The sequence below is a fragment of the Stetteria hydrogenophila genome, from assembly GCF_054657575.1.
This window is the reverse complement of sequence record NZ_BAAHYL010000001.1, coordinates 424551-449683: the sequence shown is the minus strand read 5'-3', so window position 1 is coordinate 449683 and position 25133 is coordinate 424551. Positions and strand designations below refer to the sequence as shown.

At 61.8% G+C, this 25133-nt stretch carries 28 protein-coding genes and 2 tRNA genes; 15 read left to right on the top strand and 15 right to left on the bottom strand.

Features of this window, described 5'->3' with window-relative positions; translation table 11 throughout:
- The first annotated feature begins 436 nt into the window (after positions 1–436).
- On the top strand, positions 437–709 hold the full coding sequence (locus ACYQ3J_RS02415) for a TIGR00304 family membrane protein (protein ID WP_460123980.1): 273 nt from the start codon (positions 437–439) through the stop codon (positions 707–709).
- 14 nt (positions 710–723) lie between these two features.
- On the opposite strand, the gene ACYQ3J_RS02410 is transcribed toward ACYQ3J_RS02415, so the two are convergent.
- The 3 genes from ACYQ3J_RS02410 to gins23 are packed head-to-tail and all read right to left on the bottom strand — an operon-like array spanning position 724 to position 5561.
- On the bottom strand, positions 724–2898 hold the full coding sequence (locus ACYQ3J_RS02410) for a DEAD/DEAH box helicase (RefSeq protein WP_460123977.1): 2175 nt from the start codon (positions 2896–2898) through the stop codon (positions 724–726).
- Positions 2899–2904: 6 nt separating this feature from the next.
- A complete protein-coding gene (mcm, locus tag ACYQ3J_RS02405; RefSeq protein ID WP_460123974.1) occupies positions 2905–4998 on the bottom strand; it encodes a minichromosome maintenance protein MCM in 2094 nt (697 codons plus the stop codon).
- Positions 4995–5561 carry a DNA replication protein Gins23 gene (gene gins23, locus ACYQ3J_RS02400; RefSeq protein WP_460123972.1) on the bottom strand — a complete coding sequence of 189 codons (567 nt, stop codon included), beginning with the start codon at positions 5559–5561 and terminating at the stop codon, positions 4995–4997. Before gins23 ends, mcm begins: the two co-directional genes overlap by 4 nt.
- 124 nt (positions 5562–5685) lie before the next feature.
- On the opposite strand from gins23, the gene ACYQ3J_RS02395 reads away from it, so the two are divergent.
- Both ACYQ3J_RS02395 and ACYQ3J_RS02390 read left to right on the top strand, forming a co-directional pair.
- On the top strand, positions 5686–6669 hold the full coding sequence (locus ACYQ3J_RS02395; RefSeq protein WP_460123969.1) for a replication factor C small subunit: 984 nt from the start codon (positions 5686–5688) through the stop codon (positions 6667–6669).
- On the top strand, positions 6666–8144 hold the full coding sequence (locus tag ACYQ3J_RS02390) for a replication factor C large subunit (RefSeq protein ID WP_460123966.1): 1479 nt from the start codon (positions 6666–6668) through the stop codon (positions 8142–8144). The genes ACYQ3J_RS02395 and ACYQ3J_RS02390 overlap by 4 nt, the downstream gene beginning before the upstream one ends.
- A gap of 13 nt (positions 8145–8157) precedes the next feature.
- Here ACYQ3J_RS02390 and moaC read toward each other — a convergent pair whose 3' ends face one another.
- From moaC to ACYQ3J_RS02365, 5 genes are read right to left on the bottom strand one after another with little or no spacing between them, the layout of a single operon-like run.
- Positions 8158–8598, bottom strand: coding sequence for a cyclic pyranopterin monophosphate synthase MoaC (moaC, locus tag ACYQ3J_RS02385; RefSeq protein WP_460124619.1), 441 nt, complete (start codon positions 8596–8598; stop codon positions 8158–8160).
- A gap of 35 nt (positions 8599–8633) precedes the next feature.
- Complete coding sequence (locus tag ACYQ3J_RS02380; RefSeq protein WP_460123963.1) at positions 8634–8897, bottom strand: ArsR family transcriptional regulator; 264 nt, start codon at positions 8895–8897, stop codon at positions 8634–8636.
- The gene (locus ACYQ3J_RS02375; RefSeq protein ID WP_460123959.1) at positions 8894–10144 is read right to left on the bottom strand and encodes a Cdc6/Cdc18 family protein; all 1251 of its coding nucleotides are present in this window, start codon (positions 10142–10144) and stop codon (positions 8894–8896) included. Before ACYQ3J_RS02375 ends, ACYQ3J_RS02380 begins: the two co-directional genes overlap by 4 nt.
- Before the next feature lie 49 nt (positions 10145–10193).
- A complete protein-coding gene (locus tag ACYQ3J_RS02370) occupies positions 10194–10703 on the bottom strand; it encodes a hypothetical protein (protein ID WP_460123956.1) in 510 nt (169 codons plus the stop codon).
- A 2-nt stretch (positions 10704–10705) separates the two neighbouring features.
- Positions 10706–11482: an endonuclease III domain-containing protein gene (locus ACYQ3J_RS02365; RefSeq protein ID WP_460123953.1), complete on the bottom strand. Its 777-nt coding sequence runs from the start codon at positions 11480–11482 to the stop codon at positions 10706–10708.
- A gap of 178 nt (positions 11483–11660) precedes the next feature.
- On the opposite strand from ACYQ3J_RS02365, the gene ACYQ3J_RS02360 reads away from it, so the two are divergent.
- Positions 11661–12128: an archease gene (locus ACYQ3J_RS02360; protein WP_460123951.1), complete on the top strand. Its 468-nt coding sequence runs from the start codon at positions 11661–11663 to the stop codon at positions 12126–12128.
- Between the two features lie 6 nt (positions 12129–12134).
- Here ACYQ3J_RS02360 and ACYQ3J_RS02355 read toward each other — a convergent pair whose 3' ends face one another.
- Entirely contained in the window at positions 12135–12695 is a 561-nt protein-coding gene (locus tag ACYQ3J_RS02355; protein ID WP_460123948.1) for an archaemetzincin family Zn-dependent metalloprotease, read from the bottom strand.
- Positions 12696–12772: 77 nt separating this feature from the next.
- Here ACYQ3J_RS02355 and ACYQ3J_RS02350 point away from each other — a divergent pair.
- Both ACYQ3J_RS02350 and ACYQ3J_RS02345 read left to right on the top strand, forming a co-directional pair.
- A tRNA-Phe gene (locus tag ACYQ3J_RS02350) sits at positions 12773–12847 on the top strand.
- 86 nt (positions 12848–12933) lie between these two features.
- Complete coding sequence (locus tag ACYQ3J_RS02345; protein ID WP_460124616.1) at positions 12934–13656, top strand: nucleotidyltransferase family protein; 723 nt, start codon at positions 12934–12936, stop codon at positions 13654–13656.
- 12 nt (positions 13657–13668) lie between these two features.
- On the opposite strand, the gene ACYQ3J_RS02340 is transcribed toward ACYQ3J_RS02345, so the two are convergent.
- From ACYQ3J_RS02340 to ACYQ3J_RS02330, 3 genes are all read right to left on the bottom strand, one after another.
- The gene (locus ACYQ3J_RS02340; protein WP_460124613.1) at positions 13669–13923 is read right to left on the bottom strand and encodes a transcription elongation factor; all 255 of its coding nucleotides are present in this window, start codon (positions 13921–13923) and stop codon (positions 13669–13671) included.
- A gap of 114 nt (positions 13924–14037) precedes the next feature.
- The gene (amrS, locus tag ACYQ3J_RS02335) at positions 14038–15147 is read right to left on the bottom strand and encodes an AmmeMemoRadiSam system radical SAM enzyme (RefSeq protein ID WP_460123946.1); all 1110 of its coding nucleotides are present in this window, start codon (positions 15145–15147) and stop codon (positions 14038–14040) included.
- On the bottom strand, positions 15099–16022 hold the full coding sequence (locus tag ACYQ3J_RS02330; RefSeq protein WP_460123944.1) for a hypothetical protein: 924 nt from the start codon (positions 16020–16022) through the stop codon (positions 15099–15101). The genes amrS and ACYQ3J_RS02330 overlap by 49 nt, the downstream gene beginning before the upstream one ends.
- Positions 16023–16109: 87 nt before the next feature.
- Between ACYQ3J_RS02330 and prs the strand changes: the two genes are divergently transcribed.
- From prs to ACYQ3J_RS02315, 3 genes are read left to right on the top strand one after another with little or no spacing between them, the layout of a single operon-like run.
- On the top strand, positions 16110–17012 hold the full coding sequence (gene prs / locus ACYQ3J_RS02325) for a ribose-phosphate diphosphokinase (RefSeq protein WP_460123941.1): 903 nt from the start codon (positions 16110–16112) through the stop codon (positions 17010–17012).
- Between the two features lie 4 nt (positions 17013–17016).
- Positions 17017–18066: an RsmD family RNA methyltransferase gene (locus ACYQ3J_RS02320; RefSeq protein WP_460123938.1), complete on the top strand. Its 1050-nt coding sequence runs from the start codon at positions 17017–17019 to the stop codon at positions 18064–18066.
- Between the two features lie 34 nt (positions 18067–18100).
- Positions 18101–19042 (top strand): ribonuclease Z, encoded by a 942-nt coding sequence (locus ACYQ3J_RS02315; protein WP_460123935.1) that lies wholly within the window; start codon positions 18101–18103, stop codon positions 19040–19042.
- A 3-nt stretch (positions 19043–19045) separates the two neighbouring features.
- Here the strand turns inward: ACYQ3J_RS02315 and ACYQ3J_RS02310 are convergent, their stop codons facing one another.
- Both ACYQ3J_RS02310 and ACYQ3J_RS02305 read right to left on the bottom strand, forming a co-directional pair.
- Positions 19046–19483 (bottom strand): RNA-binding domain-containing protein, encoded by a 438-nt coding sequence (locus tag ACYQ3J_RS02310; protein ID WP_460123933.1) that lies wholly within the window; start codon positions 19481–19483, stop codon positions 19046–19048.
- A complete protein-coding gene (locus tag ACYQ3J_RS02305; RefSeq protein ID WP_460123930.1) occupies positions 19437–20024 on the bottom strand; it encodes an AAA family ATPase in 588 nt (195 codons plus the stop codon). The genes ACYQ3J_RS02310 and ACYQ3J_RS02305 overlap by 47 nt, the downstream gene beginning before the upstream one ends.
- A gap of 91 nt (positions 20025–20115) precedes the next feature.
- Here ACYQ3J_RS02305 and thpR point away from each other — a divergent pair, with 91 nt between their 5' ends.
- Genes thpR through ACYQ3J_RS02290 form a run of 3 tightly spaced genes read left to right on the top strand, consistent with a single transcriptional unit; the run spans position 20116 to position 22774 of the window.
- Positions 20116–20682, top strand: coding sequence for an RNA 2',3'-cyclic phosphodiesterase (gene thpR / locus ACYQ3J_RS02300; RefSeq protein WP_460123927.1), 567 nt, complete (start codon positions 20116–20118; stop codon positions 20680–20682).
- Positions 20679–22055 carry a CCA tRNA nucleotidyltransferase gene (cca, locus tag ACYQ3J_RS02295; protein ID WP_460123924.1) on the top strand — a complete coding sequence of 459 codons (1377 nt, stop codon included), beginning with the start codon at positions 20679–20681 and terminating at the stop codon, positions 22053–22055. Before thpR ends, cca begins: the two co-directional genes overlap by 4 nt.
- Complete coding sequence (locus ACYQ3J_RS02290) at positions 22037–22774, top strand: hypothetical protein (RefSeq protein ID WP_460123921.1); 738 nt, start codon at positions 22037–22039, stop codon at positions 22772–22774. The genes cca and ACYQ3J_RS02290 overlap by 19 nt, the downstream gene beginning before the upstream one ends.
- Here ACYQ3J_RS02290 and ACYQ3J_RS02285 read toward each other — a convergent pair.
- Positions 22752–23111, bottom strand: a complete 360-nt coding sequence (locus ACYQ3J_RS02285; protein WP_460123918.1) for a hypothetical protein — start codon at positions 23109–23111, stop codon at positions 22752–22754. The genes ACYQ3J_RS02290 and ACYQ3J_RS02285 overlap by 23 nt on opposite strands.
- A 279-nt stretch (positions 23112–23390) precedes the next feature.
- On the opposite strand from ACYQ3J_RS02285, the gene ACYQ3J_RS02280 reads away from it, so the two are divergent.
- The 3 genes from ACYQ3J_RS02280 (at position 23391) to ACYQ3J_RS02270 (ending at position 24976) form a co-directional block, all read left to right on the top strand.
- Positions 23391–23500, top strand: a tRNA-Pro gene (locus ACYQ3J_RS02280).
- Between the two features lie 101 nt (positions 23501–23601).
- Entirely contained in the window at positions 23602–23862 is a 261-nt protein-coding gene (locus ACYQ3J_RS02275; protein WP_460123915.1) for a hypothetical protein, read from the top strand.
- 331 nt (positions 23863–24193) lie between these two features.
- Entirely contained in the window at positions 24194–24976 is a 783-nt protein-coding gene (locus tag ACYQ3J_RS02270; RefSeq protein ID WP_460123912.1) for an ATP/GTP-binding protein, read from the top strand.
- Positions 24977–25133 lie beyond the last annotated feature (157 nt).

Sequence of the window (25133 nt, the reverse complement as noted above, 5' to 3'; positions counted from 1 at the left end):
GGCTGTGGTGAGGCGCGGGAGTGAAGGCTCCGCGTGCGGCGCACGGCCTCCGGGCCCGCCCCGGGGAGCCTGCGCCCGGGGCGTTGCCCCGCGGCCGCCTCACCCCCGGGAGCCCCGCGAACGCTGGCGTCCGGGGCCAGGTTGCTCCCTTCCGGGCCTGGCCAGGTTCCCCCGGCTCCGGGCGGTAGGATCCCGCCCTCCGGCGGGTCCTCCGCCCCCGCCAGCCCCGCGGGAGGGGGTTCATCGCCGCTCCGCGGGGTCGCCCCGGAGGCTCCCTGGGACGGCCCGGATTACTGGCCCCCGCATTGCGCCTTCGGGCGCGGGCCTCTCCCGGCCCGCGGGGAGGCGGCGACCCTCCCGGCCCTTCCCGTGCGCCGGCTAGTATAATAGGGGGCGTGCGGTTAATAACGCGCCTCGGCCCCTCGGGGGAGGCTCGTTGCAGGCCTACGAGGCTCTAGTCATCCTTGGCTTCATACTGATCTTCGTTGGCGTGGCGCTGATCTTCATAGGCACACTAGCCCTAGCGTTCTCCTCGGGCAGGGAGGGTAAGGCGGAGGCTGGCGGCGTGGTTTTGATAGGCCCGATCCCGCTGGTCTTCGGCACCTCCTGGCGCGCCACCATTATTGCTTCTATAGTGGCGGTTGTCCTCATGGTTCTAGCCATAATCGTCATGCTCATGGCTAGGAGGGCAGTGCCCCCGGGCGCCTAGGCCCGGGGCCGGGGCTAGTCGTCCATGAAGGCTAGGAGCCCCTTCCTCGCAGCGTTCTCGGCTGCCTTGTACCTCCTGGCCTCTCCGGTTCTCCCGAGGAATTCGAGTATCGAAGCCACTGTCCCCGGCCCTATGCCGGGGATCCTAGCCAGCTCCCTCGGGTCGGCGAGGGCAAGGTCCTGGGGGATCTTGTAGCCGTGCTCGTAGAGCCTCCTAGCCCTCACCCTCCCGATCCCCGGTATTGAGACGAGGGGGATGAGCTCGGGCTTCACGCCGTACCTTATCCTCTTCTCCATCAGCCTGAACCTCCTCGAGACCTCCAGGCCCAGCTCCGGCATCGCCTCAGCCATGGCCGCTGAGGCCGCGGCGAGCCAGCGGGCGGTCTCGGTTATGGAGGCCAAGTCCCCGGGTCCCACGTCGTAGTCCTGGACTATCTCGTCGTCGAGCCTCTCGTTGACCCAGTCCAGGAGCACCATCATCGTCTTCACGGTGGCTATCTCCTCGGGGCCGACGTAGTCCATGAGGTCGAACACCTCGGGGGCGACGTCTAGAAGCCTGTCCAGCAGCCTGTCCCCCTCCCGCCTCCCCGCGGGGAGCCTGGTCATGTCCGGCATCGCCGCTATCACGTAGAGGATCTGCGCGTCGGTAACGTCCCCCTTAACCTTCGTGAGGATCTTCAGCACCTCAACGCTGGCGGGGTCGACGTAGTACCTTGAAACCACCTCGCCGAGCGGCGTGACGGTCAGCCTCCCACCCCCCACGCTCTCGACGAGCCCCAGCCTCTCGAGGTCGCGGAGCGCAGCCTCGACCGCGCCGTCGAGGCTCCCGTGCTGCCTCGCGTAAAGCGTCTCCCTGTGGACGAGCTTGACGAACTCCGCCCCGCCCGCTCCGAGGGCTATCAGGCCGAGCACGCTGTGCCTCACCGCCGAGGAGCTAGCCATCTTGCTCACAACGGGCTCGGGCTCCGCCTTGATGTACCCGGATACCAGCTCCTCCGGGTCGTCGCCGCCCTGAGGAACTATGACCGCCTCCCCGTAGGGGTCTAGCCCGGGCCTCCCGGCCCTCCCGGCGAGCTGCTTGTACTCGGCCACGCTTATCGGCCTCCTGTACCCGGACTCGAACCTGTAGTACTCCGCGACGACCACGCGCCTCGCAGGCAGGTTCACCCCGGCGGCGAGCGTTGGCGTGGCGACGATCGCCGCCAAGGCGCCGCGCTTGAACGCCTCCTCGACTAGCTCCCTAGCCTCCGCCCCCAGGCCTGCGTGGTGGTACGCCACCCCCCTCTCCGCGAGCCACGCCAGCTCCTCTCTCAGGGGGCCGGGGATACTGAGCCTCCTGATGCTCGAGGCCGCCTCCCGCGCTGCCTGCTCGTCGTAGTTGAAGTGCTTGTGGCTCCTGGCGAGTTGCTTGGCGAGCTGGACGGCCCTCCGCCTGGACTGCACGAAGACCAGGGACTGGCCCCCCTCGTTGCTGGCCTGGGCTACGATGTCCGCGAACTTGTTGCCGGCGACGCTCTCCACCTCCTTAACCCAAGGCTCCCCGCCCTCCCTGTAGAAGACTATCGAGTCCCCAGTGTAGACCCCCTCGTGGAGAGGGACGGGGCGCCAGCTGGTCTTGACGAGCCTCGCGCCGAGCCAGGCCGCTATCTCCTCCGCGTTGGGTATGGTCGCGCTGAGCGCGACCACCTGGACCCCCTTGCTGAGGACTCTGAGCTTCGCGATGAGCGACTCCAGGACGGGGCCCCTCTTCGGGTCCCCGACGTAGTGGATCTCATCCACTATCACAAGCCCTATGCCCGAGGCAAGCCCGGGCCTCAGCCTAAGGGTCGAGTCGAGCTTCTCGTAGGTCGTCACGACTATGGGGGCGTCCGGGATCCCCCGCTCGTAGTCGCCTATGCTCACCTTCACGCTGAACCCTAGCCTCTCGAAGACCCCGAAGTCCCTGTACTTCTCCATCGCAATACTCCTGAGGGGGCAGGTGTACACAACCCTCCCGGCCCCCCTCTCCAGCGCCGCGGCAGCTGCGAGCATGGCGGCCAGCGTCTTCCCAGACGCCGTGGGGGCGGCGATTACGACGCTCTCCCCCTCAAGGATCCCGGCCTTCACCGCCTCCTCCTGCGTGGGGTAGAGCCTCTCAACACCTATCTCCCTGAGGAGCCTGCCGGGGAGCCCCTTCAGGCCTGCAGCCATCACTCATCACACAACCCGGTAGCAGCCCTCCTTACCCCTGGGCTCGTAGATCAATCCTCTGGAGTGGAGCTTTTCAATTGCCTCCTTCACCTTGGCCTCGCTGACGCCCTTCCTCTTGAACTCCTCGATTATCTCCTCCTCCCTGACGCACCTCCTGCCCTCCTGCTTCTCCTTGACGAAGTCGATTATGGCCCCCATCAGCTTCCTCGTGCTGAACGTCGCCCCGGTGATTATTGTCCCGACGTCTATAACGCCGGACTCGACGTCGAAGCCCACGCTGGTGAGGAAGCTCAGCGTGAGCCTAATGGCCTCGGCCGCATCCTCCTCAGTGACCTCCTCCCGCAGCGCTATCTTAGCGTTCGCCTCGGCCAGGCGCACCAGCGCCTCGAGCTGCCTCGCGGTCACGGGTATAGGCACGAGGTCCTTGGACGCCTCCTCGGAGTTCTGCATGGCCGCAGCAACGCTCCCCCTGAGCTCTATGTAGAAGTCTCTCAGCATCTCTATGGCCGCCTTCGAGAGGCGCGGCCTCACGTACCTCCTAGCGTAGATTATATACTTCCTCAGCAGGTCCAGGTCTATCTCCGGCTTGAACCTCTCAGTGTTCCTGTGGCTCTCCAGGATGTAGGAGGCCATCTCGTAGTCCCTCCTGAGGTTCGGCACGTCCCTCAGGACGAATATCAAGTCGAACCTCGAGATGATCGGCGGAGGCAGGTTCACGTTCTCGATGAAAGGCCTCCTGGGGTCGTAGTAGCCCATCTTTGGGTTGCCGGCGGCGAGCACGCTGGCCCGAGCGTTCAGCCTGGCCACGATGCCGGCCTTCGAGACGCTTATGACCTGCTGCTCCATCGCCTCGTGTATCGCCGACCTGTCATTGCTATTCATCTTGTCGAACTCGTCTATAATCGCCACGCCGCCGTCGGCGAGGACGAGCGCCCCGGCCTCGAGGTAGAACTCGCCGGTCTGCTTGTCCCTGAGCACCGCCGCAGTGAGGCCTGCGGCGGTAGCACCCTTGCCGCTCGTCAGCACGGCCCTCGGGGCTATCCTCGCGGCCGCCTGGAGGAGCTGGGACTTAGCCATACCCGGGTCGCCGACGAAGAGGACGTGTATGTCGCCCCTAACCCTTATCCCCTCAGGCCTAACCTTGGGGACTCCGCCGAAGAGGAGGAGCGCTATAGCCTCCTTCAGGTCCCAGTTCCCGTAGATCCCCGGGGCTATGCTCGCCACTATCTTCTCCTTGATCCAGGGATCCCGCGCCAGCTCCCTAATCTTCTCCTCATCCTCCCTGGTTATGCTCACCTCCTCAAGAGCCTTCTCCGACACCTTGATGCTGTTAGCGTCTATGTAGAGGTCGAAGAGCGCTGAAGCCTTCGAGCTCGGCTGGTCCAGGCGCACGACCCCCACTATTGAGACCCTGTCACCAGGCCTAGCAACGTCGACTAGGTCATCGGTGAGCCTGACCTCGATGCTCCTTGGCATCTGGCCTCCGGGCACGTCCTCGGGCCTCTCCTGAACCACGATCTTCTGGTAGTCAACGTAGACGCTCTTCTCTTTAACCAGGATGAACCTCCCAGCCGACTCGCCGCATACAGGGCAGTAGGTCGGCTTCTCGAGGACGTCGCTGGTGATCTCCTCGTCCCCCTCCGGCCAGTCAAACTCTGCGCCGCACTTCGTGTGGAGGAAGCGTGCCTTCACAAGCTTGCTCTTCACCGGGAGCATCCTAGTTATTATTCCCTCGATTTGGACCATCTTCCCGATGTACTGTGACTTTATGTCCCTGATCTTCACGGTCTCGTAGAGGCCTATTATCCTCGGCACGAACTTCCTAACCCTTACAGCGTACTCAGGGTCCTCGAGCTTCACAACCTCCCTGATGGCCTCCCCGGCCTCCTTCAAGAACCTGTCCGGGTCGTCTATGACCGCCTCGGCAAGCTCGGTGTCGTACTTGTAGAGGTCCCCGTAGTCGATGATGAGGCTGTGCTGGTTGAAGTTGATCATCCTGCGCACTCTGTCGATGTACTTGAATCTACCCGTTTCATCCCTGAAGTTCCTCAGGAACTCGATGAAGCGGGTGCCGTAGTCTAGCTGCTCCAGCTCGCTCAACCCTCACCCCCCGCCGCGAGCCTCCTAACGTATCCCCTCCACTCCTCGATAACGGACTGTATTACGTCAAACGCTACGTGCTCCTCGGGCGTCATTCTATCCTTGTACTCGCTCGAGCCGCTCTGGGCGAGCCTGAGAATCTTCACCAGCCTGGCGTCGGCAAGGTCAAGCGTGTTCTTCTCGGCGACCTCCCTCTCCCTAAGCAGCATGGAGGAGGGGTTATCCTTTATCGCGCTGTTGAGCATGGAGACGTAATCCCTCACCTTCAAGTAGAAGTCTGGGGGTAGGGGCTGGATCTCATTAGCCCCCCGCCCCCTCTTCTCGCGGTAGTGAAGCATGTTGATCTCGTCGACGCTGAGGGGTCTCTCCTTGATTTCAACGTAGCCCTGCTCAGCCAGGAGCCTAGCCTGCCAGCGGGGGAGGTCCAGCTCGTCGCCCTTCCTAACGGTCACCTTCCCATTCGGTAGAGGCAGCTCCCCATAGTCTCGGAGGAATAGCACTCTTACATCCCTGAACTCGTAGTCGAGCTCTATCAACCTAAGCCTGTCCCCTATCAGGCCCACACCCGAAACCCCCAACAGGGCCTAAGCCCGGCAGGGCGTATAAACGAGGGGGACCTCCTCCCGGGGCTTCACACCATTTAGGCGCAGAGGCCCCGAGGATATGCCGGGGTGAGGTGGAGGGCGAGTGTCTACCGCCTTTGATATTCTGTGGACTGAGAAGTACAGGCCAAGGACCCTGGATGACATTGTGAACCAGACTGAGATAGTCGAGAGGCTGAAGCAGTTCGTTAAGGAGAAGAACATGCCGCACCTACTCTTCGCCGGCCCGCCGGGTACGGGTAAGACCACGGCCGCCCACGCGCTAGCCCACGACCTATACGGGGAGAACTACAGGCAGTACATGCTCGAGCTTAACGCCAGCGATGAGAGGGGTATCAACGTTATAAGGGAGAAGGTTAAAGAGTTCGCCCGGAGCAGGACCCCGCCCGGCATCTCCTTTAAGATAGTTCTCCTAGACGAGGCCGACAACATGACGGCCGACGCCCAGCAGGCGCTGAGGAGGCTTATGGAGCTCTACACCGCCTCAACAAGGTTCATACTGATAGCCAACTACCCCTCTAAGATCATAGACCCGATCCAGAGCAGGTGCGCCTTCTTCAGGTTCACACCCCTCAAGAAGGAGGACGTGATAGAGCGCCTGAGGTACATAGCTGAGAACGAGAATGTGGACTACGATCTCGAAGCTCTGGAGACCATATACGAGATAACTGAGGGCGACATGAGGAAGGCAATCAACCTGCTCCAGGCGGCGTCGGCACTGGGGAAGGTGACGGTTGAAGCCGTCTTCAAAGTCGTCGGCATGGCTAGGCCGAAGGAGGTCCGCGAGATGCTAATGGCCGCCCTCAGCGGCGACTTCACTGGCGCCAGGGAGAGGCTGAGGAAGCTCATGATAGAGTACGGCCTCAGCGGCGCCGACCTCGTGAGGCAGATCCACCGCGAGATATTTAGTAACGAGGTGAAGATCCCCGAAGAAGTCAAGGTGCTCGTGGCCGACTACCTTGGCGAGATCCACTTCAGGCTAATCGAAGGGAGCGACGACGATATACAGCTAAGCGCCTTCCTCGCCTGGCTATCCCTGGTCGGCAGGAAGGTAGGTGCTAAGGCTTGAGCCTCGCCTACAGGCACTTCAGGGGGAAGGTCCCCTGGATAATCAAGTACAGGCCAAAAAGAGTGGAGGACGTGGTAAACCAGGATACGGCGAAGAAGGTCCTCGTGTCGTGGATTAAGGAGTGGCTGAGCGGCAAGCCCCCCAGCAAGAGGGCGGCCCTGCTCTACGGCCCCCCCGGCGTCGGCAAAACCAGCCTCGTAGAGGCTATAGCGAACGAGTACAAGCTTGAAGTCGTGGAGCTTAACGCCAGCGACTACAGGAGGGCATCAGACATCCGCAGGGTGGTGGGTTCAGCCGCGTTCAAGAAGCCCCTGTGGGGCAGGGGTATAATCATTCTCTTAGACGAGATCGACGGGATCTCGGCCAAGGAGGACGCTGGGGGGCTAAGCGAGCTCCTGCACATAATCCCCAGGACTGCTAACCCGATAGTGATGACCGCGAACGACCCCTGGAAGGACGCCCTCAAGCCCCTGAGGGAGCACTGCCTCCTAGTCGAGTTCAAGGAGCTGGGTCTAACCCACATAGTGGCGATCCTGCAGAGGATATGCGACGCTGAGGGCCTCTACTGCGAGAGGGAGGCGCTAAGGTACATAGCTGAGAAGGCCGAGGGGGACGTGAGGGCGGCGATCAACGACCTTCAAGCGGTCGCGGAGGGCTACGGGAAAGTCACGCTGAGCCTCGTCAAGGCGCTCGTGCGCGGCCGCGAGAAATCCGTCAACCTCTGGCGCACCCTGACGGCGGTCTTCTACTCCAAGTACGCCTGGCAGGTTAAAAGGGCCATCAGCAACAGCGAGGAGGACTATGAGACGCTCATAGCCTGGATTAACGACAACATACCCCGCCGGTACTCCGATGTCGAGGACTACTACAGGGCCTACGAGGCGCTGGCCAGGGCCACGCTCTTCCTCACCAGGGCAAAGCTCTCCGACTGGTCCCTGCTCTCCTACGTCTTCGACCTAATGGGCCCGGGCGTCACCTTCGCCCGCAAACACCCGCACGCCAAGATGAAGTACGCGTACCCCGAGAGGATCAAGCTCCTAGCTCGGCTTAAGGAGACCAGGGAGACTAGGGAGCACCTCGCCGAGAAGCTCGCCTCAAGACTCCTAACCTCCAAGGCCACCGTTAAGAACGAGGTGATACCGGTGCTCCACTTCATATTCAGGGAGGCCCCGTCGCCCATACCAGCAGCTAAGCTGGCCCTAGGCTACCAGCTTACCGAGAAGGAGGTGAAGTTCCTAGCCGGCCACCGGGCCAGCGAGGTGCTGAAGGCTATCGAGAAGATAAAGAGGGCTAGGGCAGCGGAAGCCGTGGAGGCAGAGGCCTCCAGAGGCGAGGGGAAGCCCGTTGAAGCCGCCAGGCGGCCCGTGGGCCTCTTCGGCGAGCCGCTAGAGCCCCAGCCTTCAAAGAGGCAATCCACCAAGAGGAGTAGGTCGAGGTCCAGGACCAGTAGGAGGAGGCAGGGCACTCTCTTCTAGGCACGCTGTGGCTTTACTCGCCGGGCTTCTTCACCTTCTCGACAACCCTAACCTCTTCTATCACAGTCTCCGGGTAGTTGCCGCTCTCATCCTTCTCGATCGCCTTAACCATGTCCCAAACGTTGAGCAGCGCGGCCATTACGCCGGTGAGGGCCTCCATCTCGACGCCTGTCCGGGCGCGGGCCTTCACCTCTACGCAGACCTTAACCCTGCTCGACTCGGGGTCGACGTCCATCTTCACCTTCACCGACTCCACGGGGATCGGGTGGCAGTAGGGGAGTAGCCTAGGCGTCTCCTTAACCGCGTTTATAGCAGCGATAGTCGTCGCCGTCGCAACGTCCCCCTTAGGGATCCTCCCCTCCCGGATGAGGTTAATGGTCCCCTCCCTCAGCTTAATGGAGCCACAAGCCCTGGCAACCCTCAGGACAACATCCTTACCCGAAATGTCAACCATACCCAGCTCGGCCAACAGGGGCTACCCCTTTCCTGCTAGAGGCTCTCAATGGTCCTAATTAAGTCCCTAAGAGCCACAACCTTGGGGTCGTCAAAATTCGCTTCAACAATCCTAATCCTCCCGAGGTTCTTCACTCTGACGATGTTTAGGGATAGCAGGTGCTCCACGTGCTTCATTACCAGGTTGTAGTGGAGCCCCGAGAGTTTCACGAGCCTCGTTATGTTTATCTCTCCCTCCTCGAGTATGAGCTTGAGTATCTTGATCCTCCCCCTGCTGCCGAAGAGCTCCTCCAGCTTCAACCCCTCCCGCCCCCTCTGAGCTTAACATTGTTCACAACATAATCGATTAGCTCGATGAGGTTCCTCGACGGAATCTCGCCTACGAGCCTGATCTCCTGCAGCCTGCCTCGACCCGCTATCCCGGCCGGCTTCTTCTCGATCAGGCCCACAGCAACCAGCTTGTTCAGGTACTCGTGGAACTGGCTCTTCCTCCTAGGCCTGTCGCCCACCTCCTCCGCTAGGTTTGAGTAGGCGCCATAGATTTCATCCGTGGTAACCCAGCCCTTCCCCGTCCTCAAGATGAGGTCCGCTATAGCCTTGAGTATCAGGAGCTCGTGCAGGTTCAGGCTGGCGAGGTCCTGCATCGTAAGCCTATAGGGCGATAAGTCGGCTAGTGCTCTCCTCACGTCCTCCTCCTCGATAACGGACTTGCCCTCGTTCTCAGCGTAGAGCGCGGCCTTGTAGAGCGCCTTTATTGCACGCCTAGCGCTGCCATCCCTCCCCCTATCCACCCCTATACTGCCGGCTATGAGCGAGAGCAGGTAGGGGTCTATGGAGTTGGGGTCGTTGAAGCCTAGCTCAACCCTCTGCTCCAGGATCTTCTCCAGCTCATAGCTCGTGTAGCCGTCCAGCTTAATCCTCAGGTTCAACTGGGACTCGACCTGCGGCAGCTTCTTTTTCATCAGACTCAACGCAATGTGGTCGTAGGCGACTAGAAGTATGCTCACCCTGTCGGAGCCCTCGGACGGTATCTCCTCGTATATCCTGAAGAGCATGTACAAGTCCGTTATCTTGTCGGATGCGAGGAGGTTCTGGAACTCGTCGAGCGCTATCAAGAGGTACATGTTGCGCTCGTAGACGTAGTTCACGAGGAGCTTTAGGAGCTCTACGGGGCTATACCCCCTCAGGACGTCGTCCCTGAATGAGGGTATGAGCTTGACTATCACCTGGCTGAGGATGGCGTTGAGCGACGGCATGCCGAAGACGTTCACGTGGACATACCTAACCTTCACGCCCTCCCTTCTGCCGATCTCCTCCAGGGTCCTCCCAACGTAGCGTGCCAGAGTCGTCTTCCCAATGCCTACACGCCCTGTGGTGCCGTATATTACTGAGATGTCGCTGAACGTCGAGCCCTGGAGTAGCTTCCTGACGTAGTTTGATAGGAGCAGGTTGACCTCCCGTTCACGGTGAGGCAGGTCCGGCGGGAGGTACGTGTCCTCGAATACGTCGAAGTTTTTTATTATTCTACCCCCGCCAAGGAAGCTCATGGATTCTCCGCCCCACTATGTACTCGTGTTACATAGCTCCCCGGCGTTTCTATATAATTGTTACTTCACTTAAATCCACAAGTGTACACTTAACGCCGCATTGCCAGGTATTACCGAAGCTCACCCCAACGTAGTCGTCTACCCCCTCCACTACCAGAATCCTGCGAGGCCCCCTCCTAGCCACGCTGAAGCCGAGGGCGGCTAGGATCTCTCTAACCTCTCTCTCGCTAGCCACGCGCTTCGACCTGCCTCGAAGCTTAACCCTGACCAGCACGCTACCCGGGCCCTCGGGGTGCCGCCTCAGAACGAGCCTGACCGCCTCGGCCACGTCGCCCGGGGATGGGTTGACGCATCTGACGAGCACCGGTGTTATGAATGCGATGAACGCGTACTCGAACCTCTTGAAGGCCCTAACCGCCTCGGCCACGCTTGTTTTAGCCCTGGCTAGGATGACGCCCTCGTAGGGGGTTCGGGAGACCTCGGCTTCAGGGTCTAGGGGGATTAGGGTGTCCGCCACCTCCTCGATGGCCCACGAGGTTTTACCCGGCTTCGCCGTCACGATCAGCTCTGCCGTGCCCTTGGGTACGGGCATACATCCCTCAGGGGGCACTCGCCGCACCTCGGCCTCTTAGCTTTACAGTAAAGCCTGCCTAAAGCTATGAGCAGGCGGTGGGCCTCCTCAGCCCTCTCCGGCCCGAAGAACTCTAGGAGGGCCCGCGAGACCTCGTCGTAGCTAGCGTTGGGCCTAGCCAGCCCCCACCTCACAGCTATCCTCCTGGCATGCGTGTCAACGGCGAATACTCCGACTCGCCTGTAGGCGGATAGGAAGACGTCCACAGTCTTCGGGCCCACCCCCCTGACCTGGAGTAGCTCCCTCTTGAGAGTCTCCGGGTCAAGCTTGACGAGGGCCTCCTCGCCGCCGAGCTCAAGCACCTTGGCGGCTGCACCCTTAAGGGCCTCAGCCTTCTGCCTCGCAAGCCCAGCCAGCTTTATGGCCTCCGCTATCCTCTCGACCGGAGCCTCCGCTATGGATTTGGGGTCCACGCCGATCTTCTCCCTCAGGCTCAGGTACGCCTTAACCGAGTTCTTGTCGGTCGTGTTCTGGCTCAGTATCACAGCTGCGAGGACTGCGAAGGGAGTCCCATCCTCGTAGAGCGCTACCAGGGCTACATAATCCCTCCAGTCGTACTTGATCGACGACTTAAGCCTCTCAAAAACCAAGCCACCGTCTGCCACGTCCCTGATCGAGTATGGGAGCCTCTCAAGCTCCGCTTTACTCGAGCTACGCGTGCCACGTGTGCCACGTGCGGCTCCGCCGGCACCCTCAGCCTTAGCCATCCCACCCGCCACCCCGGAGGGCCCTAGACTAGCCCCCAGCCGGACGGCTTGGCTGGCCTAACCATCCTGACCTCCGGCGGCGACGTGCCTTTCCCTGTCCGTTAAATCGAGGGTTTAGTATCTGCCTTCATTAGGCGGCTCTTAAAGTAAACCCTTTCAGGTGGCGGGGTGTCTAGGCTTGGCTGAGGCTAAGGATTACTTTGAGGGCGTGGAGTGCCCTGGCTTCGCTCACGGCGAGCATACTGCGGACGTGCTCGTCATAGCTAAAGGCAGAACTCTTGAGGAGCTCTTTGAGCAGTCCGCGCTCGCGGTGTACGAGATAATAACGGATACCAGTAAGGTGAAGCCTAGGATCAGAGTGGATATACGAGAGAGCGGCATTGACCTCTACAATCTCCTGTATAGGTGGGTCGAGGCACTCCTCTTCCACACCGATGCCGAGGGCTTGGTGTTCTCCATCTTCAGGGTATGCAGGATATGGGAGGAGAACGGGGAGTGGAAGCTCGACGGATCAGCGTGGGGCGAGAAGTTCGACCCGCAGCGGCACGAGCATAGAACAATAGTTAAGGCCATGACTTACGCGCAGATGGAGATAAAGCAACTGGAGGACGGCTGCTGGGGCGCCACGTTCGTGCCCGACATCTAGAAGAGGCTAGAGGCGCCACGACCCGCTTCTAGCCCCGTATCTTTCCATGAGGACCCTGGCGCAGGAGTCGCAGAAGCCCAGCTTCTTACGGTCCACCTCCTCTAGGGTGTTACTGAAACTCATGACGCAAGCGGGGTTACTGCAGTGGCCCAGCCCTAGGAGGTGGCCTACCTCGTGGGTTATCTCCTTCGCCAGCCTCTCTATGAAAACCCGCCTGCTGCCCTCGAGCCTCTTCGTGAAGACCACGGCTGTGCGTAGCCTCGGGATTGCTAGGCCGAAGACGAAGTTGAAGCCGTCAACATAGCCGTCACCGTTAACTATGCCTACCACTAAAACGTTGTCCTGCCCGATTAGCCTCCTGTAGTGTTCGTAGAGGCTTAAGGCGGCAGCCTCTGCTTCATACTGCATCCTCTCCACGTTGAACGCGTGTAGTGGAGGGGGGAGGCTCCACGTTACAATATCCACCCTAACATCTATCGGGAAAGCCTCCTCGACCTTAGATGCAGCCTCGATGACCTCGTGGAGGCCCACCGCTCCCATGCGCTGCAAGACCACCCTGACGCCCATCGGGCCGAACCACCGCTAACCTTCAAGTGAGGGAACCATTTAATAGCCCCTGCAGCTCTAATGCGTGGAATGGGCCAGCCGCCGTAGCTCAGCGGGAGAGCGCCCGGCTGAAGACCGGGTGGTCGGGGGTTCAAATCCCCCCGGCGGCACCATTCCAAATTAAAAATGTACATTAGCAAAATTATACACGATCACGCCTATAGGGGGCATAAACAGGAGGTGAAGCGATAGCTTGGTTATGGCAGCTATACTTGCGGGAGGCTACGGCAAGAGGCTCCGCCCGCTAACTATTGAAACGCCCAAGCCCTTGCTTGAGGTCGCCGGTAAGCCGATCCTGGTGCACACAATTGAGTGGCTGAAGTATTACGGGATAAACGAGTTCGTGATCCTAGTCGGCTACCTGAAGGACAAGATAATAGGGTACCTCGGCAGCGGCTCCAAGTTCGACGTCTCCGTAGTATACTCCGTGGAGGACGAGCCCCTGGGAACAGGTGGCGCGCTCAAGAACGCCGCCAGCATCCTCAGCAAAAACGAGAAGTTCCTCATAGTCAACGGCGACGTGCTAACGAACCTGGACCCCAGGCCCCTCCTCGACGTGCTGGATAGGGGCTTCTACACATCAATAGCTTCCGTGCAGCTCAGAAGCCCGTACGGCATACTGCAGCTAGGCGAGAACGATGTCGTCCTCGGGTTTAGCGAGAAGCCCATACTCAAAGACTACTGGATAAACGCCGGAGTTTACGGGGCGGTACCGAAGATGCTGGAGTACCTGCCAAGCCGCGGCGACATAGAGAGGACCACATTCCCCGCACTCGCCAGCGAGGGGAAGATCGTCGCTATAAAGTATGACATCACGAGAACGTACTGGAAAAGCATAGACTCCGTGAAAGACTTGGAGGAGGCCAATAGGGACCTCCTCGAGATGGGCGGGCTAGTTCCGCGGGGCAGCCCCGCTAGCTAATAGCCGCTGGGGCTACTCTCCATACTCACCTATTTGATCCAGAACCATCTCATAGTACTCTTCCTTGGCCTGCTCCAGCTCCTCCTTGCTGACCTTAAGCTTCTTCGCCTCAATCACCGTGCCTGTAGTCTTCAGCTTAGCGGTTGAACTGGGCTTCGCCACAACTTTCAGCTCCTTAAGCTCTTCCTCGGTGGCTTCCTTCACGTAGCCGCAGGATGGATTCGTGCATACCAGCACTATCTTATCTCCCCTTCTCTGCGGCACCATGAGGCTTCCGCACTTGGGGCACGTAATCAAATAGGGGCACCCCCTCCTCGTCTTTTTAGCGCCGAGCGAATGGGTGCTTAATTCCCGGGAAAGGTTTTAAGGATTTCGTCGGGCTTACAGTTCTTCCTCGAGGTGCTTCGGCCTGCCTATTACCCTGATCTTGTAGCCGCACCTGGGGCACCTATTGTCCCTGGTAAGCCTCCAAGCCGTCACTGTGAAGCCGTACCTTTCTATCACCGGATAGCCGCACCTGGGGCAGTAGGTGTGCTCTAATGGGTGGCCCCAAACGTTCCCGATGTAAACGTACTTCAAGCCCTCCTCCTTCGCCACCTTGGCCAGGCGCTCAAGGGTCTCGACGGGCGTTGGGGGGAAGTCCTGCATCCTGTAGGCTGGGTGGAACCTTAGGAGGTGGAAGGGGGTCTCGTCTCCCAGGTTCTCGACTATCCAGCGGGCGAGGCGCCTTACGTCCTCCTCCCGGTCCCCGACCTTGGGCACGACGAGGTTCGTGATCTCTATCCACCACCCCTTCTCCTTCATAGCTAGGAGTGTCTCGAATATGGGTTCAGGGTCCGGCACGTACATGTACTTCCTGTAGAACTCCTTGTTCCCGCCCCCCTTGAAGTCGACGGTGACGGCGTCCATGTACCCGTCTAGGTCGTCTACCGCCTCGGGCGTCATGTAGCCGTTGGTGACCATGGTGTTGAATAGGCCCTCCCGCTTCGCCAGCACGGCGGTGTCTTTCATGAACTCGTAGAATATCGTTGGCTCGTTGTAGGTGTACGTTATGCCGTCCGCCCCAAGCTCGAGCGCCAGCTTGACGACCTCCTCCGGCTCGAAGTACCTGCCGTAGAGGCCCCTCTCGAGCCTGGACTGGCTTATCTCCCAGTTCTGGCAGAACTGGCAGAAGAAGTTGCATCCCACCGTGCTGATCGAGAGGACCCGGCTGGTGGGCATGAAGTGCATGAGCGGCTTCTTCTCTATCGGGTCGAGGTTCGTGGCGGTGAGGAGGCCGTAGACTAGCGTGTACAGCTTGCCGTCGATGTTCTTCCTCACTCCGCAGACGCCGTACTTCCCGGGGGCGATTATGCACCTCCTATGGCACAGGTTGCACCTAACGTAGCCCTTGCGCCCCTCCACGGGCTCCCAGAGCAGTGCTTCCCTCACGTGCTTCCTCTTCAGGAGCTGAAGCTTATCCTGATGGGAAGGCTCTGAAGAGGATACCATACCGTCTCCCCTCTAGTCTCAGCGACCACGCGGCGGGGAGTCTTTTCGCTTACCACCCTACGCAGGAGGAGCCTGTAGCCGCACTTCGGGCACTTACCGTCCCTCGCCGCCACCGTGTGGAGCACGCCCTCCGTTCTCACCGCGACCACAACGGAGCAGTTGGGGCACTGCGTGTCAAGCTCACTATACGGGTCGGCGTGCATGTAGACGTAGGGCGTCCTCTTCTTCAGCTTCTTATAGAGGTCCAGGACAGGGCCGCCACCCTCCGGGTCGTCGATGAACACGTGGATGGGGACCTCCTTCCCCTCCACCCTGTGGACTAGCGGGGCTAGGAGCTGCAGGTCGGGCTTCTCCTCGTATGCCGCCACCTCAACGTGCAGCCCGCCCTCCCAGGGGTTGTAGGAGTCGATGAACTCGAGTATATCGTAGGGCGCCCTTGGGTCCGAGTACATACCGGGAGCGTAGTCCACCAGGATGGCGTCCACAGGCCCCCACTCGGGGCCGGGGCGGCCTCCGAGCCCCTGCCAGCGTATGCCGGTGGCCACGCCCGCGCTCCGGAGCTCAGAGAATAACTCCCCCACCGCCTCGGCGCCCACGTTTACTATTGGCTCGACCCCGTCTAGGAAGACCATTGACACGCCCCAGCGCTTGGCCAGCCTCACCACGTCGCCGCAGCCCGCCCAACCCCATAGAATATTGCCGGGGCTCGTGTTGAGCTCCCCGACGCTGCAGAAGTCGCACTCGAAGGGCGCCCGAAGCCTTATCGGGGGGACTAGCAGCCTGAGAGCATCCCCTCCCAGGAGGAAGTGATAGAACGGTACAGCCTCCACAGTTGAGTACCCGACACCGGCCACCGGGATCCTGCAGTCACCCAACGCAGCGCCCCTTTGAGGGGGGCGCGTGGCCAGAGGCTAATACCCCGATGACGGGCACTCCACTACGTGGCTTAGGGGGAGAAGCCTATGGCCCGCACCATAGTCTTGGGGGGCGGCGACGAGGCATCCAACTCCTTCGCGGCTAGCCTGGCCCGCCACTCGGGGCTCAGCTACGCTAGCGTTGAGAGGAAGATCTTCCCCGACGGCGAGAGCTATGTGAGGGTGAGGGAACCCCTCGACGGCGTTGACAGGGTTGTGCTCGTCAAGACCATGGCTCCGCCCCAGGATAAGTCCATAATCGAGACCCTGCTACTCATCGACCTCCTGAAGGAGAAGGGGGTCGGCGAGGTGGTTCTAGTAGCTCCATACCTAGCCTACGCTAGGCAGGACAGGGAGTTCCTCCCCGGCGAGTCGGTTAGCGTTAGGGCCCTGCTCAGGGCTCTCCGGAGGGTGGGTGCCGACGCCCTGGTAACTATCGAGATTCACAAGGAGGAGTCCCTCAGGTACTTCGAGGGGAGGGCGGTGAGCGTCTCACCCTACGCCTACATGGCTTCCAGGATAAGGGTCGAGGGGGACGCCGTGGTGCTGGCCCCGGACCAGGGCGCCCTGCGCCGGGCGCGGGAGCTAGCCGAAGCCCTAGGCGTGGGCTTCGACTACCTTGTCAAGCACAGGGACAGGGTGACCGGGGAGATATCGATCGAGCCCAAGAGCGTCGACGTGAGGGGGAAGAGAGTCATCATCGTCGACGACGTGATCAGTACGGGCGGCACCGTGGCCAAGGCTTCCGAGCTGCTCCTAAGCCAGAGGGCTGAGAGCGTGGACGTGGTCGTAGCGCACGCGCTAATGGTTGGCGACGCCGCCTCCAAGCTCAGGAGGGCGGGGGTTAGGGCTGTGTACGCCGCCAACACACTGCCCCCCAAGGATCCCGGGCTGGTACACTACATAGACGTGGCGCCCCTCGTCGCCGAGAAGGCCTTGGAGGTACCCTGAAGCCATGGGTGGAGCCGGGAGGTACTACGCCATACTCTCAGGCCTCTACGAGCGGCTGGCCAGGGCGGAGCTTGAGGCAATACTCGAGGTAGAGGCTAGGGGGAGCAGGGTTGAGGGGTACCTTGAGGGGGCTGCGGTGATACTCTCCCAGGGGCTACCCGCGGAGAGGGTGGTGGGGCGTGCAGCCTACGTTAAAGAGGTCGGCCTGCTCCTGGGCGTCGCCGAGGCGAGCATCGAGTCCCTCCTCGGCGTGCTAGAATCCCTCGCCGACGCCCTCAGGGGCTCCCGGGAGCCGTTCAGGGTGGAGCTGTCCAGGTACAAGGGGTACTCCCGCGGCAGCCTCCCCCACGACGCCGCGGTCAGGCTCGCCGTCTCGCTCCTGGAGAAAGCGGGGGTCCCCCTGAACCCTAGGTCGAGGAGGGTTCTGAGGATACACGTCACCGAGGGAGCGGTTCTCGTGGGCGTCGCCCTCGCGAGGCTCAACCCCAAACCCTTCCAGGAGAGGAGGCCGAGGATGAGGCCGTTCTTCAAGCCGGGCCCCCTCGACCCCCAGCTCTCCAGGGCGCTTGTGAACCTGTCAAGGCTGGAGAGGGGGCGCAGCGTGTACTTGGACCCGTTCTGCGGCACCGGCGGGTTCGCCCTTGAGGCGTGCCTGCTAGGCGCGCGTAAGTGCGTCTGCAGCGACATCGACAGGGTGATGGCCGAGGGCGCCCGGGTAAACCTGGACCACTACGGGTGCCGCGGCGTCCTAGTGGCGCAGGCGGACGCCGCAAGGATCCCCCTGGCCAGCGGATCCGTCGACTCGATAGCGACCGACCCCCCATACGGGAGGTCGACCACGCTGGCCAAGCGGAGGAGGGAGGACCTCTACAGGGACTTCCTCTCCGAGGCTTCGAGGGTGCTCGCCAGGGGCGGCTGGCTCGTCTTCGCCGCCCCCGTGGAGTCGAGGCCGCGGGAGCTGGCGGCCGAGGCGGGCTTCCGGGTGGTGGATTACGTTGAGATGTATGTACACTCAAGCCTAACCCGGGGGATAGTCGTGGCTAGGAGGCCGTAGAGCGTGGAGCAGCGGGCAGACGAGGGTGCCAGAGTTGGAGGCCCGGAGCGGGAGGTACGTGGAGGTAACCGTTCTCGGCAGCGGCGGCGGGGCGCCCACGAGGGAGCGGTGGCTGCCTGCGTTCTTCGTAGCCGACTGGATGGGGCACGGGATCCTCCTGGACGCGGGGGAGGGCGCCCAGCTGCGCCTAGCCGAGCTAGGGTTCTCTGTCAACGACATAGACGTCGTCGCCATAACCCACAGCCACGGCGACCACGTCAACGGGCTCCCCGGGATCCTCCAGTCGATGTACATGAACTCCAGGAGGCGCCCCCTAACCATTCTGGCCGACCGCCACACGGCGGAGTTCGTGAGGGACACGCTCGCGGTCGACCGCCGCGACCTCGGCTTCGAGGTCAGGGTAGTCGAGGTGAGCGGCGTGGGCGAGTACGTGGCCTCGGTCAAGGGCGGGGACTCGCTTGTCCTGAAGTGGTTCCCGGTCTGCCATAGCGTGGAGGCGTACGGGTTCGCCCTCGAGTGGAGGCTGAGGGCTCGCCTCGACGTAGGGAAGCTTGAGAGGATGGGCCTCAAGCCGGGCCCCTGGGTCTCGGAGCTGCTAGCCCGCGGGGAGGCCGAGGCGGGCGGGCGCAGGGTCAGGGTTGAGGACGTCTCCACCGGCCCCCGGCTCTTGAGGATAGTGTACACCGGCGACACCGCCCCCTGCCCCTCGGTGGTGGAGAACGCCCGCGGGGCCCGGCTGCTCATCCACGACTCCACGTTCGACTCCAGCCTCAGGGAGGAGGCTGAGGAGAGGAGGCACAGCACCGCCCTCGACGCGGCGAGAGTGGCGAGGGAGGCTGGGGTGGAGTACCTCCTCCTCACCCACGTGAGCCCCCGCTACCGGGGCCACGCCACGGTGCTCGAGAGGGAGGCGAGGCGCGTCTTCGGGAACGCCAGGCTCGCATGGGACAGGATGAGGCTGCGCTTCACGGTTTAACGGCTACTCAGGCATCTCCCTCTCCCAGAGGGGCTTCCCCATAGCGGTGCGCGGGGCCAGCCAGTCGATCACAGCGTTGGGGTCGGGGTGCTCTATGGTCACCTTGATAGCCCCCAGGGGGGACTCGTGGTCGCCGCCCACGAAGCTCGCCTTCCCCATCAGCGCCGCCTGCTTGTGCAGGTAGAACGTTATCCTATTCCCCTGGACGGACTTCTTCAGCACGCTGCGGGCTGCGTCGAGGATCCTCTGCTGCCTCAGCAGCCTGTGGAGCTTCACGAGGCCGTGGAGGCCCCGCGACTCCGCTATGAGTATCTTAACCCCGCCCACCTCCTCTATCCTGACCTCGTCCGGGTCTATGATGTTCTCGACGGCGCGCCTCACCTTGTCGGGGTCCTCAGTAGGCCTTATCTCGACCTCTACCACAACGCTTCCACGCGCCATCCACAAGCACCCCCACTAGTTCGTTAACCTGCCTCTCGAGCTCCGGGATCCCCCACTCGTTAATAATAGCGAAGTCGGCTAGCGCTATAACCTCGCCCACCCCGAACCTGAGGTTGTAGCGGTCCCTCATCATCAGAGCCTCCGGGGTCTCCCCCGGCCTCCCCCGCTCAAGCAGCCTCCTATGCCTAGTGGCCGGGCTGGCGTGCACCGCCACCACGCAGGTGGCGGCGATCCCGGCGAAGACTGCCACCTCCTCCAGGCCGCGGACCCCGTCGACGACCACCCACGGAGACCTCTGGAGGGCCTCGCGGACGCTGCCCTCAACTAGTCTGGCTACAGCCGCTCTGCCATACCTCTCCCTAAGCTCCTGGGCGACCATCTCAACGTTTTTAGCGTTGACCTCGAGCCCCCTCCTGGCGACCTCTCTCCTAACGGCGTCGCCCATCGACACTATGGGGCATGAAAGCTTCTCCGCAATCATGGACGACGCTACAGTCTTCCCGGAGCCAGGCATCCCTGCAACAGCTATTATGACCTGCAAGCCCGCCCTACCCGGGGGCCTCGGTCTTAATTACGCGGAGCACTAAAAAGAGCCGGCTCGCCCTAAGCCCTTCAAGCGTGGGGGCCCGAGCTTGGACAGGCTCAGAGTGTTCATAGCCGTGGATATTGAGGAGCCCCTGGTAGTCTCGGCTATGGAGAGGGTGAAGGAGGCACTCGTAGCCACGAGGGTCCCCATGAAGCCGGTTGAAGCCCAGAACCTGCACATAACGCTGCGCTTCATAGGCGAGGTTCCCAGGGGCGTCGTGGAGGAGATAGCTAGGAGCGTGCTCGCCCGCCTGGAGTTCGAGGAGTTCGAGGTCGAGTTCAGGGGCCTGGGCGCTTTCCCCTCGCCGCTGAGGCCGAGGGTGGTCTGGGTGGGGGTCTCGGAGGGCCAGGAGCAGCTCGCGAGGCTGCACGAGTCTATAGAGGAGGGGCTCAGGCGCCTCGGGATCCCGCCGGAGAGGGAGCGCTTCGTCCCCCACGTTACCCTGGCGAGGCTCCGCGGCTCGAGGAACCTAACCGCCCTAGTCAAGCTCCTGCAGGAGTACGAGGACTACGTTTTCGGCAGGATGAGGGTCACCAGCGTAAGGCTGAAGAAGAGCACGCTCACGCCTAAGGGCCCCATATACGAGAACCTCTGGGAGGTAAAGGCGAGGTGAGCTGCGGCGAGAGAGGTGAAGTCGAGGAGCAGGTACTTAAAGCCATCAGGCCGTCGAGGTTCCAGGTGAGGCTCCTTAACCGCTTCTACGAGCTGGTCAAGTCCAAGCTGGAGGCCTGCATCGAAGCCAGCGGGTTCAAGGCGTTAATCGAGGCTCAGGGGAGCTTCGCTAAGAACACGCTGTTAAGCGACAAGTGGGAGGTGGACGTCTTCATACTATTCGAGGGCGTGAGCGACGAGTGGATACACAATGAGTCTCTCAAGCTGGTCACGCGCTGCCTGAGCGGGCTCCCAGTCATTAGGAGGTACGCCCAGCACCCCTACGTTACGGTGGTGATGAACGGCCTGGAGGCGGACGTCGTGCCAACGATCAGGCTCGAGAAGCCGAGGCCCCACGCCATGGGCGTCGAAAGGACTCCCTTCCACACCAGGTACGTGAAGTCCAAGCTAACCCCATGCCTCGCCGACGAGGTCAGGCTCCTCAAGTCGTTCCTTAAAGGCATAGGGGCCTACGGGGCTGAGACCCACGTAGGCGGCTTCTCGGGGTACCTGGCTGAGCTGCTAGTAATCAAGTACGGGAGCTTCAGGGGGGTGCTGAGGGCCGCGGCCCGCTGGAACCCCGAGAAGAGGGTTTACATAGACGTGGAGGGGGTGGGCGACCGGGAGTACCTCGAGGAGAAGTACAAGGACTCCGTAGTCATCGTAGTCGACCCGGTCGACCCCGGCAGGAACGCGGCGGCAGCCGTCAGGCTCGACAAGCTGGCACTATTCATACTCGCCGCCAGGCTTTACCTGGAGAAGCCGAGGAAGGAGTTCTTCCACGTATACAGCGGGGAGCAGCGCGGGGCGCTGAAGTACAGGGTTGACCCGTCCCGGCTCGGAGTCGTGCTATATAAGGGGGCCCTCTACAGCCACCCGCCTGAAAGCGTGTGGGGCAGGCTCTACAGGTCCGCCAGGCTCCTCGCCGGCGAGCTGGAGCGCATGGGGTTCAAGGTGGGGAGGTACTGGTTCCACACCGACGAGTCCTCCTACGGCGTGATCGTTGTAGAAGTCGAGGAGGCTGAGCTGCCGCCGCTGGAGGCCTCCCGCGGCCCTCCAGCCTGGACCCCCAGGCGCTCCGAGAGGTTCATCCTCAAAAGGCTCGGGGAGGGCATGCCCGTCTGGGTCAGAGACGACGGGACACTCGCGGCCTGGAAGCCCCGGAAGGTCAGGAGTCTCGGGGAGGCGGTGGCCAAGGCTTCCCGGAGCCTCCCGGCTCCCCCAGGGGCGTCGGTGAGCTATGCCGGCACGCTTGAGGGGGCCGGTGAGCCGTGGCGGGGCATTATTTCGAGGGAGTACCTGAAGAGTTTCCCCTCATGGATTGCGAGCCCCTAACGGGCCCCCGGGCGGTCCTCGCGCTAAGCTACCCCCACGCCTCTAAGCAGGGGTTGGAGCGGCTAGTCCACGAGCTCGAAGCGCGCGGCGTCCGCAGGGTATGCTTCGCGGGGAGGGTACTCCTCCCAGGCGGGGTGAGAGTACTGGGCAAGGGCCACTCGTCGGTCGTCACCGCCGTGGAGCTGGACGGGGGTGAGGTGGCGGCGCTGAAGGTGCTCCGGGCCGACTCTAGGAGGGAGAGCCTCTGGGGCGAGTGCGTGAACCTCCGCAGGGCGAGCCTGCACGGGGCCACGCCTAGGCCCAGGGCCTGCGGCGGGGACTTCATAGTCATGGACCTCGTGTGGGGTAAGTCCCTCCTCGACCTCGTCGAGGAAGGGGCCGTCACCGCCCGCCACGTGCGGGAAGCGCTGGAGGCCGCTTACGCTCTCGACAGCGCCGGGATCCTCCACAAGGAACTCCACCGGCCCTGGAGGAACATCTACTACCCCCAAGGATCCCGCAAGGCATTAATCATAGACCTGGAAAGCTCGACGAGGGGCTGCGGAAACCTTGCGAGGCTGGCCCAGGCGGTCTACGTTAGACTAGTGGGTAGGCCCACCAGCGCGCTGATCCAGCTCCTGAGGGCCTACAAGGAGAGCTGCAGCTACCGCTATTACGTTGAAATCGTTAAAGAAGTAACGAGGTCCGTCGACGCGCTCACTCAAGGTCCAAGGCGTTGACCTCGTCCCAGGCGTGGACCGACCCTGGCACGGCCAGCGCGTCACCGGCTACCAGGTCTTTCTCCACGAGGAGCTCCCGCCCCCCGTAGGATACCAGCCTGTACGCGTGCCTGAACTGCTCCACCGTGAGCACCTTAATCTTGGGCATGTTGCCGAGTCTAGCCCCGCAGAAGGGGCACGTATTCCTCGAGTCATACCTAGCGTAGACCCTCTGCGGGCTCGGCGGGCCTATGTACTTGTCCTTGCTCCCCTCGTCCCCAATTATGTACTTGTACAGAACGCTCTTACACCTTGGGCAGCGGACGATGAATCCTCCCCCCTTCCCATACTCGCTCATCTACCAACACCTCAAGCTCAAAGCTTAAGGCGTGAAAGCACGAGGCTGCTATAGTATTACCAATCACGCCGCTAGCAAATAAACGGTTCCACCGGGTATACCCCGATATCGCATCCCCCCCAACCCCCGCCAGGGCCCCGGGTGGGGATTGAAAGAATGCATCCTTAACGGGGATGGATGGCCGGCTTCCAAGCTGCCCACGCGTAATTCTAGCCGCGCCTAAAGCGACGCCAAGTTTTTAAGAGCCCCGGAGTGGAAGGTAGCTAGACCCGGACTGGCGGGGCCGTCGTCTAGCCTGGCTAGGATGCCAGCCTGGGGTGCGCAACCCCGTAGCCGGGCTGCGCCCGGATCGCTGGTGGTCCCGGGTTCAAATCCCGGCGGCCCCACCACTCCTCCCAGGCTACAGTTTCCGCCTTGCTTGAAGCGCGCGGCGGCACTAATCACTAATTAAGGGGCTCGAGGCCCAGCGCCGCCCACCCGGGGATGGGTGGTGGACGAGGCTCCCCAGTACACGGTTAAGGTCGGGGATAAGGTGATCGAGATAAACGAGGAGGTACTCAAGGTCCTGAGGAAGCACGTTCACCAGGAGATGAGCCTGGAGCAGCTAGCCGCCGAGCTAGGCCTGGATAGCTGGGAGGAAGCATACGAGTTCATCAAGAAGGTGCCCGCGTGGATCCTTTGGATACCGCCAACCCTCTGGAAGACTCTGAAGGGCATGAAGACCGCCCAGGAGGAGCTACGCCCACAGTAGCCCCCAGAGCCGTCCTCATTTAACCCCTCCAGCCGCAGTACCTGCACACCGCGGCCGGGAGGGATGGCCGAGCGTTCCAGCTCCGACTCCAGCCTCCCGGGGGTGTGAGGTGAACTTCCGCCCCTGGGCCAGCCTCCCGGCGATCCACTTATTACTCCCAGGAGCGAGTGGAAGCTTGGGTGTACCCCGGTCCCGTGTGAAGTTGCCCCGTGTCGCCGGGGCTGCATGTGCACGGGGCGGGTCACTCCCGGCCCACTGTGCCATTATTCCCCTAGCAGCCCAAACCCCTCATGGGCTCGAGTCCTAGCGCCGGGAGCCGTGGTGCGCCATGGTGGAGACGAAGTTCATAGTAATCACGGGCCCAGCCGGCTCGGGTAAGTCCCTCCTAACCGCTGAGCTAGCGGACTACATGCAGAGCCAGGGGGCATTCGTCGCGAGGGTGAACCTGGACCCCGCCGTCGCGACGCTGCCCTACGACCCCGACGTTGACATCCGGGACTATGTGAAGTACGAGAAGTACTTAACGCAGAACCTGGGCCCCAACGGCGCCTTGATAGCGGCGGTCGACGAGGCCTTCAACTACGCCTCCGATATTAGGAAGGAGATAGATGATATAAACCCGGAGTACGCCATCATCGACACCCCAGGGCAGCTGGAGCTCTTCGCTTTCAGGGTGGGCGGCCCCCTGGTACTCGACGCGATAATAGCCGAGAGACCCGTCACCCTCGTGTTCCTAATGGACGCTGTGTTCTTTGAGAGGCCGAGCAGCATCGTGTCCGCGCTAATGCTCGCCTCATCAGTGACGGCCAGGCTCCTGAAGCCCCAGATAAACGTCGTAAGCAAAGCCGACCTCCTCCTCGAGGACGTCAAGGAGGAGATAATACCCAACCTCAGCGAGCCCGGCTTCCTAATAGGGCTGCTGGAGAGAGAGGATATCGACTGGACGCTAAAGTCCCTGCTCATGCGCCTAGCCGAAGCCCTCTACGACTCCGGGGTAATAGGCGAGGTCCTACCCGTCTCCATCAAGGAGAGGGAGTCCCTGGGCCTGCTCTACGCTAAGATCCAGCAAATCCTAGCCGGCGGCGACGACTACACAGCATACCGGGAGCTCTGAGAGCCGTAAAAACGGCCATCCACGCTAACCGCTTCACCAAACAAGCCGCCGCCACTTTTAATCTCACCAATTCAACGGTTAATCCACTAATATTTTAAAGACGAGATTTTTAAGATTTTAAAGTATTCGCGGCGGCACATCCCGCCCGGCGCTCCAG

Excerpts from the sequence above, each read along its gene's own strand:
- ACYQ3J_RS02290 (WP_460123921.1), top strand. The coding sequence starts at position 22,037 with ATGGATTGCGAGCCCCTAACGGGCCCCCGGGCGGTCCTCGCGCTAAGC.
- ACYQ3J_RS02365 (WP_460123953.1), bottom strand. The coding sequence starts at position 11,482 with ATGGCTAAGGCTGAGGGTGCCGGCGGAGCCGCACGTGGCACACGTGGC.
- prs (WP_460123941.1), top strand. The coding sequence starts at position 16,110 with ATGGCCCGCACCATAGTCTTGGGGGGCGGCGACGAGGCATCCAACTCC.
- ACYQ3J_RS02320 (WP_460123938.1), top strand. The coding sequence starts at position 17,017 with ATGGGTGGAGCCGGGAGGTACTACGCCATACTCTCAGGCCTCTACGAG.
- ACYQ3J_RS02375 (WP_460123959.1), bottom strand. The coding sequence starts at position 10,144 with ATGAGCTTCCTTGGCGGGGGTAGAATAATAAAAAACTTCGACGTATTC.
- ACYQ3J_RS02355 (WP_460123948.1), bottom strand. The coding sequence starts at position 12,695 with ATGGGCGTCAGGGTGGTCTTGCAGCGCATGGGAGCGGTGGGCCTCCAC.
- ACYQ3J_RS02345 (WP_460124616.1), top strand. The coding sequence starts at position 12,934 with ATGGCAGCTATACTTGCGGGAGGCTACGGCAAGAGGCTCCGCCCGCTA.
- ACYQ3J_RS02310 (WP_460123933.1), bottom strand. The coding sequence starts at position 19,483 with ATGGCGCGTGGAAGCGTTGTGGTAGAGGTCGAGATAAGGCCTACTGAG.
- amrS (WP_460123946.1), bottom strand. The coding sequence starts at position 15,147 with ATGGTATCCTCTTCAGAGCCTTCCCATCAGGATAAGCTTCAGCTCCTG.
- ACYQ3J_RS02285 (WP_460123918.1), bottom strand. The coding sequence starts at position 23,111 with ATGAGCGAGTATGGGAAGGGGGGAGGATTCATCGTCCGCTGCCCAAGG.
- ACYQ3J_RS02340 (WP_460124613.1), bottom strand. The coding sequence starts at position 13,923 with ATGGTGCCGCAGAGAAGGGGAGATAAGATAGTGCTGGTATGCACGAAT.
- moaC (WP_460124619.1), bottom strand. The coding sequence starts at position 8,598 with ATGGTTGACATTTCGGGTAAGGATGTTGTCCTGAGGGTTGCCAGGGCT.
- ACYQ3J_RS02410 (WP_460123977.1), bottom strand. The coding sequence starts at position 2,898 with ATGGCTGCAGGCCTGAAGGGGCTCCCCGGCAGGCTCCTCAGGGAGATA.